The following is a 15980-nucleotide window of genomic DNA, read 5'->3' as shown; positions in this document are numbered from 1 at the left end:
GTTTCATAAGTTCCGGCGCACCGCCTGAATCTTCAAACGCAACGCAACGCAACGCAAACCGCAGACCAAAGCCTCCATCACAACTGACGGCAACGGATCTTCGCGCGACGTCAAAGCAAAGACGTCAGCCGCAGACAGATAGTCCTGCACGTCAGACACGTGGCCCGGCAGATGGAACCGACCGCTCTCCCGGGCACAATCAATCTCCGCCGCCATCCAGTCGCGGCACTGCGCGTCAATCGCGCCCAACCAGATCAGATGAGTCCGAGTTTGATCTCTCCGCGCGCCTTCGGTGTTACGCCAGAGTTGCAGGAACAGATCGAAACCTTTGCGCAGATCGGCGTACCCTGCAGCGACAATCAATCGATCCTCCGGACCGATTCCCAGACGCGTCCGAACGGTCTCCCGCGCCAGTCGACGAAAAGCGACAGAGTTGTATAATCCCTGAGGCAGAATCCCCGTTGCTTTTGGGACTTGCTGCAACACCGCCGTCACCTGCCGCGCAACACTCTCCGCGGGAAATACTGTTTGCCGCGCAAGACTTGCCGCCTCCGACAGAACCCCGATCAGGCGTCGGTTGTTCAGGAGCGCAGGCATTTCATGAACAAGTTGGATGAAGCAGATCCCCGCGGCCGCCAATGCCTTCCCCATTACGGAAGCCGCGCAGGTATTGACTATGGCGTTGTCGTACCCTTTCGCACGGATCGCAGAAAGGCGTTCAGCGAGATCAGGATGATCCGCTGCGACCAGTTCGACCTCCCCCAACTCCCGATATTGCGGAAGCATTGCACCAGCCCCGAGCAGTAGAAACTGCACCTGGACACCGTGATTTTTCTTAAGAGACTGACCGATGGCGAGAAGCAGCATTTGCGCGCCCGACGGAAAAGCGTCGTGCCCGACGAGAAGAATCCGTACGCCTGACGCAGCTCCGAACGTTCCAGTCACCGCGCGGCCTGTCGCGTTGAGAAACGCCGACCCGAAATGCTGGTCAGGTTCGAGATAGGCGCCTTCGGCCCATTCGTTCCACGCGTTGACGCAAATCAGCGCCTCCCCGTGGAATGGCGTCTGACGTGCTTGTTCGATGAGGCCGGATAGCCAACGTTCAAAAAGCGCTGGAGTCGAACCATGCAATACGAGACCGGCTCCCTGTCGTCGCGCATCGTTATCCCATGACGGCGCCGCCGTACGGATGAGCGGGAAGTCAGAGCGCGGCATAGACAGCGCGTTATCCACGACCTGCTCGTAATCGTAAATCTGTCCCGTAAAGTCTGTGTCAAGAAAGCGAATTTCTGAGTTGATCGTTGAAAGCCCACCAACGACCTTGTGCGGGGGAAACTCTATGGCGCCATCCATTCCAAATTTGCGCGGGTCACTGTCGCCGAACGACTGACTCATGACAAATATGGGATCAGCGCCACACGCCTCCACGAACAACCGACGCCAGCGTGCTATGGTTGCCACACAGTCAGGCACGACGCCCGGCCGGTAAAGCATCAAAAGCGGGCGGCCTCCTATATGGATATAGCGAGGATCGTTGAAATGCCGAACAAAGCACGCAATGAGATCCGCTTCGTCCTCGACGCGGAAATCCTGCGCGATAAGAATGTCGTCATCCGACCCATCCCATCTCCGGCTCCAGTTTTCGTTCGCCCACATCAAGCAGAATGGAAGATCGATATCCGGATTGGCCAATAACATCTCAAGCGGCGATTCAAGAAGTCGTTCGCCATTGAACCAATAAAAATAGAAAACGAACCCCTCGACCCCTGCGCCGCGGGCCATCTCCGCCTGTCGACGAAGTACGTCAGGATGATCGAGCGTATAATGACCCAGATCGCGAGGCACTCGAGGTTGATAATGACCGACGAAGCGCGGCAATCCGCGCGCCACGTTGGTCCACTCCGTAAATCCCTCTCCCCACCATTCATCGTTCCGCGCCACATGATGAAATTGCGGAAGATAATAAGCCAGCACGCGCGCACGCCGGGCTGCCGAATTCGGAAGAGGGCGACGCGTCTCGAACAGTGGCCCCGGCCGCGTCAGGCGACGCACTTCTCTGGGAATGCTCGGCTCTTCCTTCGGCATGCTCGGGTGCACGCCTTCTTCCCCGCGATGCTCAAGATAATGCAGCAACGGGTTTGCATCCGGATCATTCGCCAGATACCTCGCCCTATAGAATGCCGGATCAAATTCGGGGAACGGTCGCCGCGCCTCGCGAAATCCCTGCATCATATAATGTTCAAGTGGATCCAGACCGGCGTCCGCTACGTCCGGGTAGGCTTTGAGATAGAAGCCCCTGTCGAATTCGGGCATCGGACTGATGTCGTTGCGATGACGGTTCAGCAGATAGTGCCGAAGCAGCAACATGCCCTCGGGCACGGGGTAGGTGCGGCCATACCAAGCGGGATCGAACCAGACGACCGGCCTTCGTCCCTCCGCCTCCCCCACGGTCACGTAATGCAACAGCGGCTCGCATTCGATATCCGGGTATCGCGCAAGATAGTCCTGCGGATCGAAGCAGGGGTTCGGCTTACGTCCCTCACGCCAGCCATATTGGTGGTAATGCGCCAGGGCCCCGGCTCCCACGCCAGCCAGGTCAGCGTGAGACGAGAGGTAATATTGAGCGTCGAACAGGCCGGAATGCCCGATGAGTCGCAGAGGCGAGATGTCGGATCGGTCGGCAAGGTCCTGACCTGAGTCCGAGCGGATTTGAGCTTCCCTAAAGTCCACGTGGCAAGCCGCTTCACTCGATTTTGTTGCACTTCGTCAAACGTCCGTTAATATTAACCCGCCGTCAACAAATTTTAGACGCTGCGCGCACAATCGTCTTATTTTTGCCTTCTTGCTATGAGGCGCAATCAGCCCTATGTCCCCGGGCTCCAATGGAAGCCCGAATCCTGACAGACCAGCCCGAGACGCCGCTCGAAGTCGATCACCAGAGAGCCGTCTTCCCCGAGGGGCTCTCTCTCGATTGCGGCGCCATGCTGGCGCCGGTTGAGATCGCCTACCGAACCTATGGGATACTGTCGGCCGCTCGCGACAACGCTATCCTGATCTGTCATGCCCTGACGGGAGATCAGTACGTCGCCGAAACCCATCCCGTGACAGGCCGGCCGGGCTGGTGGGAGCGGATGGTCGGACCGGGCAAGCCCATCGACACTGATCGGTTTTTCGTCATCTGCTCGAACGTGCTGGGCGGGTGCATGGGGTCAACAGGTCCCCGTTCCCCCAACCCATCTCGCCCCGCATTCGATGCGCGGGAAGACGGAGACGCTGTTCAAGAACTCTGGGGTACAGAGTTTCCGCCAATCACTATTCGCGACATGGTCCGAGCCCAGCATGCGCTGGTGCGCCAACTGGGCATCGAGCGATTGTTCGCCGTCATAGGCGGATCCATGGGCGGGATGCAGACCCTGGAATGGGCCGCGACCTATCCCGAAATGGTCTTCGCCGCTATCCCGATCGCCACCGCACCGTTCCATTCAGCCCAGAATATCGCATTCAACGAAGTCAGCCGTCAGGCTATCTTTGCCGATCCCGACTGGCGCGGCGGCCGCTATTGGGAAAGCGGGTCGATCCCTGCACGCGGACTTGCGGTGGCGCGGATGATGGCGCACATCACTTATCTTTCAGAGGAAGCTCTGACACGAAAATTCGGCCGACGCACCCGCCGACAGAACGCCTCTCCGGAGGCGTCGGGAGATCCGGAACATCCACTTTCCTTCTTCGGCGAAATCTTCGAAGTCGAATCCTACCTTCGACATCAAGGGTCGAGCTTCGTGCTGCGCTTCGACGCCAACTCCTACCTGACCATTACCCGCGCCATGGACTGGATGGATATTGGCGCCGAACATGACGGCGACTATGCCGCCCCGTTTGTCGGCACACGCACACGGTTCTGCGTCGTTTCCTTTACGTCCGACTGGCTGTTCCCTACGTCGCAATCACGCGTGCTCGTTCGCGCGCTCAACAGGGCTGCGGCCAACGTTTCGTTCGTCGAAATCGACAGTGACAAAGGCCACGATGCGTTTCTACTGGATGAACCAGATTTCGACCGCACCATTCGAGGCTTCATAAGCGGCGCGGCGGAACATGCAGGCCTCCATATCGGTCCAAAGCCATGACACCCGCTCCGCAATCCTCCGAGCTGAAAATGACGGCTGGCGAGTTATCGTTATTGGCTTTCGTGAAAAATCGTTAAAATGCGCCTCGACCAAAAATTGATCGCACAGATGATCGCCCCCGGATCCCGCGTGCTCGATATCGGCAGCGGTGACGGTAGCCTGATCGATCATCTCTTTCGCGAACGTGGCTGTGATGCGCGTGGCATAGAAATAGACATGCAGGAGGTCACACGCTCCGTTGCGCATGGCCTTCCCGTGGTTCACGGTGACGCGGATCACGATCTGGCGCATTACCCGGACGAGAGTTTTGATTATGTCGTGCTGCAACGCACGCTTCAGGCAGTCGAACGCCCAAGAGAGGTGCTGCGCCAGATGCTGCGCATCGGGCGACACGCCATCGTGTCCTTTCCCAATTTCGGCCACTGGGAGTTGCGACTGAAGCTCCTGACCACTGGGCGCATGCCCAATACGGCTGTGTGGAGCACGCCGTGGTTCGCAACGCCGAATATCCACCCATGCACGATTCGAGATTTTTTGGCTTTGTGCAGTGACGAGAGCTATCGGGTCATAGACTGGATGGCCATCGACGAAGAAGGCGAACGTGCGCCATGGCGTCGCTCGATTCGGCTGGCCAATCTATTCGGTGAGCAGGCTCTTTTCTTGCTGGGGCGCAATGAGCCTGCCAGCCGCGATGAACGCCTGAAATGACCGCGGCACTCCAGAAATCCACGGCAGTTCTGGCCGCTATCGACGGTGGTGCGAGCAAGACCATTCTGCGCCTGCTCACCCCTGATGGCGTGGTTCTGGGAGAAGGCCGCTCTGGGCCAGCGAACGTGGCCACCGATCCGGATCAGGCATGCGCTTCGATCGAAGCAGCATTGTGTGATGCGCTCATCGCCGCACAGCTTCAACGCCATGACATCGGGCGAGACGGGCTTCGCGTCTACGCGGGGGCTGGGGTGGCAGGAGCGGAAGTCGCCGGACGCGCCGCGGCTATTCGTGATGCGTTTCCCGATTTTGCCGCACTTGTCACACGCACAGACGCTTACACGTCCTGCCTTGGCGCACACGGCGGGAAAGACGGCGCGGTAGTCGCAATAGGCACCGGCAGCGTCGGTTATGCAATTTCCGGCGACCAATCGCATCGCGTAGGAGGATGGGGCTTTCCACAAGGTGATGAGGGCGGAGGAGCCTGGATTGGTCTACAGGCAGTCCGCCATGTGCTTCATTGCCATGACGGACGAGAACCAAAAACCGATTTATTCCAGCGCATCTGGGCAAAACTCGACCAAGATGGAACTGGCGACCCCCTCGGCTGGGCGATAGGCGCTTCTGCGTCGCGTTTCGCGACACTCACGCCGATCGTCATTTCCGCCTCACACGACCGCGATCATGTGGCGTCTAAAATTTTATACGATGCTGCTAAAGAAATCGCAAATATCTCCAGCACATTGCTGAAAAATAAACCTTTTCTTCATTTGCCGCTCAGCATTCTTGGAGGATTGGCTCCGATTTTGCTTCCCTACCTGCCAGAAACGACAAAAAAGCTGATAGTCGCACCCAAAGGCGACGCCCTCGACGGAGCGGCATCATTGGCCCGCAAAGCCTGGATGAAACAGGAGGCGCTTTTCCAAGGCCCCTGAAAACTTATTTGCTTGCAAAAACAAATACGCCTGACGTCGCATCACCCGGGATTTCGTTGCAATTCAGCAATCACTTGAAAAAAAATCGTGACGTTGCAGAGAATCTTGCACGTAGCGACCCCGCACGAGGCTTGCAAAACGATTAAAAACGACGAAAATGCGGCACGAAGATCACGATAAGGGGCTTAAATCCAAGCGTCTTGAAAATTCGCGCAGTTTCGAATAGATTGCGCGCCGAGGTAGGTTAATGCGGTTATATATCTTTGTGTCTGCGTTGAAATAACGCGGTCGCTTCGGAGAAGCTGTTCACCTCTTCGACATGTCTCCCGTCGCTTGCGATCATCAATTCGAAGCCAGATTGGCCCGGATCGAATGCGCGCTGAATTGCGCCGCGCGGCACACAATCTGTCACCATGGCGGGGGCCTGCATTATGGACCCCATCGTTCCCGGGGCGCCAGGAGGCGTTTTAGTTAAATGACGACGTTTGCGGACCTTAAACTCGCCGATCCCTTGCTGCGCGCATTGGCCGAGGAGGGTTACACCACCCCCACCCCCATTCAGGCCCAGTCGATTCCGCATCTGCTGCACGGACGGGATCTGCTCGGTCTGGCGCAGACTGGAACCGGCAAAACCGCCGCGTTCGCCCTACCAATTCTACAGCATCTTCTGACCCATCAGAAAGCGCCGTCGCCAAAAGGCGCCAGAGTGCTGGTGCTGGCTCCGACCCGTGAACTGGCGTCGCAGATTGACGCCAACTTCAAGGCCTACGCCCGGCATATGAGGCTGCGTCAGGCAGTTGTGTTCGGCGGTGTGGGACAAGGGCGGCAGGTCGAGGCTATGCGTCGTGGCGTGGATGTTCTCGTCGCCGCTCCCGGACGGCTGCTGGACCTGATGGGCCAAGGGTATATTGACCTTTCTGACCTCGAAGTTCTGGTTCTGGACGAAGCCGACCGGATGCTCGACATGGGCTTCATTCGCGACATCAAACGGATTGTCGCCAGCTTGCCGCGCGAGCGTCAGACCCTGCTGTTCTCGGCGACGATGCCGCGCAGCATATCCGATCTCGCCCACACCTTGCTGCGCGACCCCGCCAAGGTCGAAGTCACGCCGCCGTCCAGCACCGTCGATCGCATTCGTCAGGCCGTCATGTTTGTCGAACCGGACAAGAAAAAAGACGCCCTCCTCCTTCTGGTGAACTCCCCGAAAGTCTCCAGAGCCGTCGTGTTCACATTGATGAAGCACGAAGCCAATAAAGTGTCCGAATTTCTCAACCGTAGCGGCGTGCCCGCCGAAGCGATTCACGGCAACAAATCACAGGGCGCGCGCGAGCGTGCGATGTCGGGCTTCCGGGCAGGCGACCTCAAGGTGTTGGTGGCGACGGACATTGCTGCGCGAGGCATCGACGTGGACGACGTCACACACGTCTTCAACTACGATCTGCCGAATATCCCCGAAAGCTACGTCCATCGCATCGGTCGCACCGCCCGCGCCGGTCGCGAAGGATGGGCCGTATCGTTCTGCGACCCGGAACAGCGCGCCTGGCTGCGTGACATAGAGCGCACCATCGGCAAACCTGTGCCGGTGGTGCGGGATCATCCATATCACTCCGACGCTGCCGAGAAATCGACCCTCCCACCTCCGGTGCTCGGCGGCGGCGGACGCGGACGTGGAGGACGTTCGTCTTCGAACGGCGGCGGCGGACGGTCGTCCGGGCCACGGGCGCGCCGCGTCGCGTAGAAACGAGCCTGCTATGACCTGATCATAGCAGGCTTGGCTACACGGAGCATGAGGGGGGTGTTTTCCTCCATGTGCCGAACTTCGCCTGACGACGTTACTCGCTGCGCTCGACACGAATTCAGGCAACGTCACGGGTAATAATAGACCGGCAAATCACTGTCATTGAGACGTCATTTTTCGGCCTGCGCGAAATACGGTATGGCGAAGCTCAGAACTGGACCGGCATGACGCCGCCTTTTCGCTGGGAGTTAAGACATGCCGATCCGCAATCGCCTTCTTGCCGCTCTTCTTCTAAGCGCCGCGCCTGTTATCGCGCCGCTGGCCTGCGCCGAAGAAATCACCGGCGCAGGCTCGAGCTTCGCCGCGCCAATTTATCAGGCTTGGGGGGACGGCGCCAAAACCGGCGCAGGCGTGTCCGTCAATTATCAAAGCGTCGGCTCCAGCGCCGGACAGAACCTCGTTCTCGCCCGCACAGTCGACTTTGGCGCGTCCGACGCGCCGATGAGCGCTGATAAACTGTCCTCTGGTTCGTTATACCAGTTTCCGACGGTCGTCGGCGGCATCGTGCCGATCGTCAACATTCCCGGCGTCGCCGCCAATAAGTTGAAACTGACGGGAGCCGTGCTCGCCGGCATTTACCTCGGCGACATCACCAGTTGGAACGATCCGAAGATTGTCGCCCTTAACCCGGGCCTGACGCTTCCCGACACCGCCATCGCTCCTGTCCACCGCGCCGACGGGTCAGGCACGACCTTCGTGTTCACGTCCTACCTCGCGAAGGTTTCTCCGGACTGGAAGGACAAGGTCGGCGCGGCGACGTCAGTCCAGTGGCCGGGCGGAGCAGGCGCTCGCGGAAATGACGGGGTCGGATCGTCCGTCCGCGCGACTGAAGGCGGTATCGGGTACGTCGAATACGCCTACGCTCGCCGCAACTCCATCTCGACGGCAGAACTGCAGGACAAGGCTGGCGAATTTGTCACCCCGAACCTCGAGAGCTTCTCGACGGCGGCGGCTTCGGCGGATTGGGCGCATTCCACGAATTTTGCAGTAGATATGCTCGATGTCGACGGCAAGGGCGTATGGCCGATCGTATCGGCGACATTCGTTCTTGTCCCCACGAACCCGAAAGATGCCGCTCGTGCAGCATCCGTGCATAAGTTCTTCGACTACTCCTTCAAAAATGGCGACGCAGCCGCCAAGGGCCTCGACTATGTCACGCTTCCAGAGAGCGTGAAAAAAACGATCGAATCTCAATATCCCGGCCATCACTGATCTCTCCAGATCAGGCTGGTTTGCATGGAGGCGGGCTCATTTGAGCCCGCCTTTTTTGCGATCGAACGGAAACATTAAGTATACACGTGGAAGGAGATTTTCTATCGCGTTGATCAACGGGCGATGCATATCTTCGATATCGCGACGAGCCCAGCGTCAAGCCAGCATGCTCCCTCGTTCGCATAATACGGTTCTAATAAAAAATATGAAAGTTAAATGTATTGAATTAGAAATAACAAACAGCATCAATTTATAATACTGCCGCATGTCCTTTTTTCAAAAATAAATCCCAGAATAATTATACAATAACTTGAAATTTCACACAAAAATTGGATTTTACTGATACTTTCAATCACATCTCCCTCCGATAAAAATTGTACGCTGACGCGGCTACGCGAAACGCCCTATGCTCAGCGTCAATCCGTAATTCGCACCAGACGCCAGCCAAACTCCCCTGCCGCCGCGTGCGTGCCGCAACGTCAGGAGATCGTTCGTGGATATGAAGGCGCTCAAGGTGTTTCTGGAACTTGCCCGAACCTGCTCCCTCCGCCAGACGGCAGAAAAATTGAACACCTCCCCCGCCTCCGTCAGTCGCAAACTCGACCAACTCGAATATCAGTTCAGAACTCAGCTTTTTGACCGCTCTCATAGCGGAGGAAAGCTGACCGCCGCGGGAGAGGTGCTGCTTGGGCGCGCGCGTTTAATCGTTGGGGAAATGGAGACAACCCTTCAACTTGTCTCGGACCTCAAAGCCCTCAACACCGGCTCTACAACGGTGTACGCGGGTGGAGCGATTGTAGCGGAGCTTCTGGCGCCCGCCCTCTGTGCATTACACCGGCAGCACCCGGGCCTTCGCTTCCACATTCACGAAGGACGAACCTCCGAACTGATCGACGCACTTCGACAGGGCGCAGCCGATATCGGCGTCGCGATTTTTACCCCTGAGGCCGGCAGCCCGTTCGTCAGGCGAAGCGTGCCGCTTGACCACGCTCTGATTGTGGCCCCGGATCATCCCCTGACTTTACAGACGCATGTCCGGATTCAGGATCTGGCGCGCCACGCGATCGCCATCCCCGATGAATCCTTCAGCCTGCGGCGCACACTCGACGCCGAGTGTCTTCGGCATGGCGTCACGCTTGAACCCACCTTCGTCACTGGCTCTCTTGTCATGCAGAAAGAATTGGCTATCCGCGGGGCCGCCGCTCTCGTGCTTCCGCCTGAGTGTTGCCGACGGGAAATTGAAGCCGGGCTGCTCACCTCCATTCCGTTCGATCGCCCGGATCTCGTGCGGACACAACTCGATTTGTGCGTCCACCCCGACCGCGCATTGCCATTCGCTGCGAAGACTCTCCACGATACGCTTGCCCTGAGCCTTCTGCGTCGCGCTGAGGCGCATCACGCGCTCCCCAGCGGCATCCCGAAAGAGTAGAATCCATCGCAAACATGGCGTTGCAGAAAGCGTGGCGCCGTGTGCCGCTTTTCGATCTCGGTTTTATCATTCCGTTTCGTTATCGTTTTATTCGACAACTCCCCGCAACCTCTGGAAAATCGGACATGTCCACAATGAACCTGTCCCAACCGTCCACACTTCCCCGCCTCAGGACGCGCCTCTGGCTGGCGTCCGTCAGCACACTCTGTCTTTCCGTTCATCCCCTCTGGGCCGAAACAGCCACCGCGAAAAAGGCGCCCGTGCGGGCCCAGACGGCGTCACACGCTCGAACGGCTGACTCCCGGTCAGTTCCGCACGCTCCTGCAGGGAAGACGCAGCCGAGCGCAGCCGCATCGGCAGCGTCCGCTCCACGCCTTGAGGAAATCACGGTCACGGCCCAGCGGCGACGCCAGACGGCGCAGAGTCTCGCGAGTTCGATCAGCGTGATCGGCGGCAACACGCTGGTCGAGCGCAACGTCAACACCGTCTTTGATCTTCAATACCTGACGCCGTCACTGCAGGTGACGCCACAGTTCGGCAGCGGTCAGCCGGCGTTCGCCATTCGCGGCGTCGGCTTCAACGATTACGCCAGCAATAACGCCCCAACCGTCGGCGTATACCTTGATGAAGTGGCTAACCCGGTCCCGTTCGCAAGCAACGGCATGATGTTCGACATTAGTCGCGTAGAGGTTCTCCGGGGCCCTCAAGGCACATTATACGGCCGCAACACGACCGGCGGGGCGATCAACTACATCCTCAATCACCCCACAGACCAGTTTCATGCCGGACTGACCGGCCAATATGGTCGTTTCGATGCTGGCAAAGTCGACGGGTATATATCCGGCCCGATCGGACGTTACCTGAAATACCGCCTGTCCGGGCAGACGCAACAAGGTGGCGCCTGGCAATATAACGGCTCCGGGGCGCATCTGGGGAATGTAGACCGAGGCGCGGCGCGGTTGATTGTCGAAGGACAAGCTACCGAAAACCTGAAGGTCACCTTCAATCTTCATGGCAGCCGGGACCGTTCGGACGCCAACGGAATGCACCTCTATTCGCCGCTGACCGCCCTCAACATCCTTAATCCTTCGCAGTACGGCGTTCTCCCCGCCGACACCGATCGACGGATCACGCATTGGGGCACGTCATCGCAATTTGCGTCCGAAATCGGCATCAGTCCGAATACAAAGCCATTCAGCCACATAGACACGGGGGGCATGAGCCTCCGCATTGATCAGGATTTTTCCTTCGCTACACTCACTGATCTTGCAAGCTACGACGTCGCGAGCCGTCAGGAATATGACAACTACGACGCGTCTTCCGCCGCCATTGCGGATGTATATTACCAGTCGCGCGCGAATGTCTTTTCCAACGAGCTTCGTCTGACATCGCGCGGCTCATCACGCCTGACATGGGTTGGCGGCATCTACTACTCCAACCAGTATCTTTCCGACCTGTACCGCTCCGGCTTCATGCAGTCCTACGGTTACGACCGCGCCGTACGGTACTCGCAATCCGTCAACACTATCAGCGGATTTGGGCAGGCGACCTACAAACTGACCGATAAACTTTCCATCACCGGCGGCGTGCGGATCGAACACGAGATCCGGCGGCTCTATGGTTTTCAATCCTACATGCTAACCGGCGTAGACACTGGCTCTCATCCTTACGGTCCTGACCAAAGCTATAGCTACACTAAACCCTCAGGGAAATTTTCCGTCGAATACAAACCGTTCACGCGCGACTTGCTCTATGTGTCTTACAGCCATGGAATAAAATCCGGCGGTTTTACGACCTACAACACCAACTCGCCCAACGTGTCGACAAAACCGTTCAAAGCCGAAACGCTCGACGCATGGGAAATCGGAAACAAACTCGATTTGCCAAAAGAAAATTTGAGGCTAAACGTTTCTGGTTTTTATTACGACTATCACAATCAGCAGATTCAATCCGCCGTAGTGAATCCGGCAACCGGACTGGTCGGCTCGATTGTCAACGCGCCACGCTCGCACCTCGCAGGTCTGGAATTCGAGGCAGACTGGTCTCCGCTCCCCGGCCTCACTCTTACACAATCGGGAGGGTGGACGATCGGCCAATTCGACAAATTCAATTCCGTGCTGCGTGCTGACCGCGTCAACGGCAGTTATGTCGGCGTATACGCAAGTCGCAAAGGCAACAGCCTGCCTTTCCCCAAGCTGACCCTCAACGGATCGGCCACATACAAATGGGATCTTGGGAACTATACGCTCACGACCGGTATGAATTACAGCCTGCGCTCAACATACCGTTCCCTGTTCGGCACCCTTTACAACGTCGCCGGTTACACGCTTTGGGGCGCAACGATGTCGTTCTCTCCCAAAAGCAAGCACTGGACCATCGCCGCGTTCGGGAACAATATCTTCAACAAACAATACGATGTGGAGAGAAACTATTTCGTAAATGGCGACACCGTCGCCCTGTCCGGAATGCCCGCGACATGGGGCGTTCAGGCTTCAGTGAACTACTGACCACAAGGACATGGGCGACACGCCCATGCTGGAGCGTCTTCCGATGACCAGACTACACGCGCTCGACGCCACCGCCATGCTCGCCGGCTACGCGTCGGGCGACTTCACCCCCCGAGACGTGATCGAATCACTCAACGCGCATGTAACCCAATGGGAGCCTCACCTGTGCGCTCTCTACGCATGGGAACCGGAACGCGCGCTTGCGGAAGCTGTTGCGTCCACAGAACGTTGGCGCAAAGGCGAACCACAGGGTGCGCTGGACGGCGTGCCGGCGACAGTCAAGGAACTGATCGCAACAGAGGGACATCCGATCCCTCTGGGCACGGCAGCGCTGGAGTCTGCGCCGGCGACAACTGACGCGCCTTGCGCTGCGCGCCTGCGTGAAGCTGGAGCCATCATCTTCGCCAAAACGACGATACCGGATTTCGGTATGCTATCGTCCGGTCTTTCAAGTTTTCATCACCTTGCGAGAAACCCTTGGGATTTGTCCACCAATCCCGGAGGATCCAGCGCAGGCGCAGCAGCAGCAGCAGCGGCCTGCTATGGCCCCCTGCATGTAGGCACGGACATCGGCGGCTCGGTGCGCCTGCCCGCCGCCTGGTGCGGCCTGACGGGTTTCAAGCCGACGCTCGGTCGCATCCCGATCGACCCGTATTATACGGGCCGGTGCGCCGGTCCCATGACGCGTGGCGTGGCCGATGCAGCTCTCATGATGGCGACGTTGAGTCTGCCGGATTCGCGTGACGCCACCAGCCTGCCCTATGAACAGGTCGACTGGTTCGCTCCTGCTGAACCGCCCGCCGGCTTGAGGGTAGGGCTTATGCTCGACGCGGGCTGCGGTATGCCGCTTGACCCGGAGATCGCGGTTGCGATCGAGGCGGCGGCGCGCATATTCGAAGACGCAGGCGCAGTCATCGTTCCGGTTTCTCCCGTCATGAACCAGGCCATTCTCGACGGCGTCGATGTTTTCTGGCGCGCGAAATTCTGGGGAGACATCAAGGACCTTGATGAATCCAAACGCTCGCTGGTTCTACCTTACATAATGGAGTGGGCGCGCGGCGGAGAGGACGTGTCCGGCGTGGAGGCCGTACGCGGCTTCAATCGCACTTTTGAGTTACGGGCCACATGCGCCGAATTGTTCGACTCCGTTGACGTGATCATTTCACCCGTAACACCCAATGTCTCGTTCCCGGCTGACTGGGCCTCCCCCCTGAATGATCCTGCACGCCCCTTCGATCATTGCGCATGGACGCTGCCGTGGAATATGTCTGAACAGCCTGCGATATCCGTGAATTGCGGCTTTTCGCAGGAGGGAACGCCTATCGGCTTGCAGATCGTGACGTCGCGCTTCAAGGATCTTCTGGCTCTGCAACTCGCCGGGTGGTTTGAAAGTCGGTGTGGTCGTGTCGAACGCTGGCCCGGAGAGGCCGACTCGTCGCCTACCTGACACCAATGAGTCGACACTTTATCGCCGCAGCCTGAATCAGGATTTTACGCATATGAAACGCCGCGCTCTGATCGCTTCCGCCGCCGCTCTACCTCTGCTTGCCAGAGCTTCGGCCCGAGCAGCCGTTTCAGGTCACTCTATTGGCCCCGGCCGTCCCGGGCCGCTCAATCTCATTACCGACGTGGCCGGACTGCGCGTGGGACAGGCTCAGGATTCGAAAGCAAGAAGTGGCGTCACGGTAATTCTTCCTGACGAACGTGCTTCAGCGGCAGTAGATGTGCGCGGCGGCGGCCCCGGAACCCGCGAGACGGATGCGCTCGACGGCTGGAACCTTGTTCGATCTGTTGACGCCATCGTTCTTTCCGGCGGGTCGGTCTACGGCCTCGCCGCAGCAGATGGCGTGGCCGCGTGGCTGGGCGCACGCGGCCGCGGCTTCGCATTGATGAAGCAGCCCGGCGTGCCGCCGTCCCCGATCGTCCCGACCGCGATTCTGTTCGACCTCGCCAATGGAGGCGACAAGAACTGGGGCATGACCCCCCCCTATCACAACCTTGCCATCGATGCGGTCGAGCATGTGTCCGATCGCTTCTCTCTCGGCACAGCAGGTGCTGGGTATGGCGCTGCAGCTGGCGCGATGAAGGGTGGTCTGGGTTCTGCTTCCCTGCTTACGGGAGACGGCATGACCATAGGCGCTATTGTCGGGGTGAACAGTCTGGGCTCTCCGGTTGTTCCCGGCACGAAAAATTTCTGGTCCGGACCGTTCGAGTTTGGTCAGGAGTTCGGCGGCCTTGGCGCATCATCCACGCGAGTGGCGGGCGAAGACTGGGGCGACGCGAAAATCAACCCGGGTGCGCGAGCCAACACGACGATCGCTTGTGTTGCCACCGACGTGGCGCTCGACCCAGACGAACTGAAGCGAGTGGCCATGATGGCGCAAGATGGGCTGGCTCGCGCCATAAGGCCGATCCATTCGCCGTTCGATGGAGATGTCGTATTTGCCCTGTCGACCGCGAAAAGGCCTCTCCCTGCGGGACCGAGACAGTTTCTGGTGGCGCGAATCGGGGCTGCAGCAGCGGATGTTCTGGCGCGCGCCGTAGCCCGCGGCGTGTTCGAGGCGACGTTACCGCCCGGCATGCAAGGCCTAACCTGGCGCGATCTTCCCGCAAAGCGATAACCATCGCGGTATTTCTGCCATCGTGATGGCGGGGCTTCGCGCCCCGCCCCCATCCACCGTTAATGAAAAAGCGCGGTTTATCCGCACTGCCTGCCGATAAACCGCGCGATATTTATAAAACAGCCGCAGCAGCGTCAGGACAGGCACGCCGCTTCGCGGGCGACGCCAACCATGGACGGCGTGTGGATGACGGCATCCGCCAGACGCGCCCTCTGCTCCTGCAGCGCCTGACGCAGCAGGCAAACGACTCCCGGCACGCAATTGCCACACTGAGCCCGGCATTTTTTCGCGGCGTAGATCTCAGTCGGACGGGTGGCGCCAGCCACTACTGCCGCCTGAACATCTTTGTCAGTCAAACCGTTACAGGAGCAGATGAACATTATGCGCCTTCCACCTCACCAGACGAGGCATTAAAAGCACATATGAGAACGCTTCGCAATATCACCAAATCTCGAGCAGATCTCGCTTGTGAACGATGCATGTCTTGCCGCCTCTACCGACAAAACTCGGGCCTTATTTCCGGCCCGGCTATGCCGGCACGCATCTAAAAAATCGCAATACCCGCTCCTCTCAGCAAAAGGCCGCAATCGATAAAAACGGAAGGTCGTTTGTGAACTCCCGAGCCTCGTCAGTCCGCTCCCAATTG

General features: G+C 58.6%; 11 protein-coding genes. 9 read left to right on the top strand and 2 right to left on the bottom strand.

The window, feature by feature from the left end; all coding sequences use genetic code 11:
• Positions 1-3 precede the first annotated feature (3 nt).
• Positions 4-2730 (bottom strand): glycoside hydrolase family 99-like domain-containing protein, encoded by a 2727-nt coding sequence (locus J2D73_RS20700; protein WP_341535027.1) that lies wholly within the window; start codon positions 2728-2730, stop codon positions 4-6.
• A 152-nt stretch (positions 2731-2882) separates the two neighbouring features.
• On the opposite strand from J2D73_RS20700, the gene metX reads away from it, so the two are divergent.
• The 9 genes from metX (at position 2883) to J2D73_RS05515 (ending at position 15334) form a co-directional block, all read left to right on the top strand.
• Complete coding sequence (metX, locus tag J2D73_RS05555; RefSeq protein ID WP_207880165.1) at positions 2883-4124, top strand: homoserine O-acetyltransferase MetX; 1242 nt, start codon at positions 2883-2885, stop codon at positions 4122-4124.
• A 78-nt stretch (positions 4125-4202) separates the two neighbouring features.
• Positions 4203-4832 carry a methionine biosynthesis protein MetW gene (gene metW, locus J2D73_RS05550; protein WP_207880163.1) on the top strand — a complete coding sequence of 210 codons (630 nt, stop codon included), beginning with the start codon at positions 4203-4205 and terminating at the stop codon, positions 4830-4832.
• Positions 4829-5767: a BadF/BadG/BcrA/BcrD ATPase family protein gene (locus J2D73_RS05545; protein WP_207880161.1), complete on the top strand. Its 939-nt coding sequence runs from the start codon at positions 4829-4831 to the stop codon at positions 5765-5767. Before metW ends, J2D73_RS05545 begins: the two co-directional genes overlap by 4 nt.
• A gap of 475 nt (positions 5768-6242) precedes the next feature.
• Positions 6243-7505 carry a DEAD/DEAH box helicase gene (locus J2D73_RS05540; protein WP_086643746.1) on the top strand — a complete coding sequence of 421 codons (1263 nt, stop codon included), beginning with the start codon at positions 6243-6245 and terminating at the stop codon, positions 7503-7505.
• Positions 7506-7760: 255 nt separating this feature from the next.
• The gene (pstS, locus tag J2D73_RS05535) at positions 7761-8777 is read left to right on the top strand and encodes a phosphate ABC transporter substrate-binding protein PstS (RefSeq protein ID WP_207880159.1); all 1017 of its coding nucleotides are present in this window, start codon (positions 7761-7763) and stop codon (positions 8775-8777) included.
• A 499-nt stretch (positions 8778-9276) separates the two neighbouring features.
• The gene (locus J2D73_RS05530) at positions 9277-10206 is read left to right on the top strand and encodes a LysR family transcriptional regulator (protein WP_243429698.1); all 930 of its coding nucleotides are present in this window, start codon (positions 9277-9279) and stop codon (positions 10204-10206) included.
• 125 nt (positions 10207-10331) lie between these two features.
• Positions 10332-12713, top strand: coding sequence for a TonB-dependent receptor (locus J2D73_RS05525; protein WP_243429683.1), 2382 nt, complete (start codon positions 10332-10334; stop codon positions 12711-12713).
• Between the two features lie 10 nt (positions 12714-12723).
• Positions 12724-14160 (top strand): amidase, encoded by a 1437-nt coding sequence (locus tag J2D73_RS05520; RefSeq protein WP_243429682.1) that lies wholly within the window; start codon positions 12724-12726, stop codon positions 14158-14160.
• 52 nt (positions 14161-14212) lie between these two features.
• Positions 14213-15334 carry a P1 family peptidase gene (locus J2D73_RS05515; protein WP_207880155.1) on the top strand — a complete coding sequence of 374 codons (1122 nt, stop codon included), beginning with the start codon at positions 14213-14215 and terminating at the stop codon, positions 15332-15334.
• 134 nt (positions 15335-15468) lie between these two features.
• Here J2D73_RS05515 and J2D73_RS05510 read toward each other — a convergent pair whose 3' ends face one another.
• The gene (locus tag J2D73_RS05510) at positions 15469-15714 is read right to left on the bottom strand and encodes a (2Fe-2S)-binding protein (RefSeq protein WP_207880153.1); all 246 of its coding nucleotides are present in this window, start codon (positions 15712-15714) and stop codon (positions 15469-15471) included.
• Positions 15715-15980 lie beyond the last annotated feature (266 nt).

The organism is Acetobacter sacchari, from assembly GCF_017377715.1.
In the GTDB taxonomy this organism is placed as follows: domain Bacteria; phylum Pseudomonadota; class Alphaproteobacteria; order Acetobacterales; family Acetobacteraceae; genus Acetobacter; species Acetobacter sacchari.
Note: the sequence above shows the minus strand (reverse complement) of the source record. Positions and strands in the feature narration are given on the sequence as shown.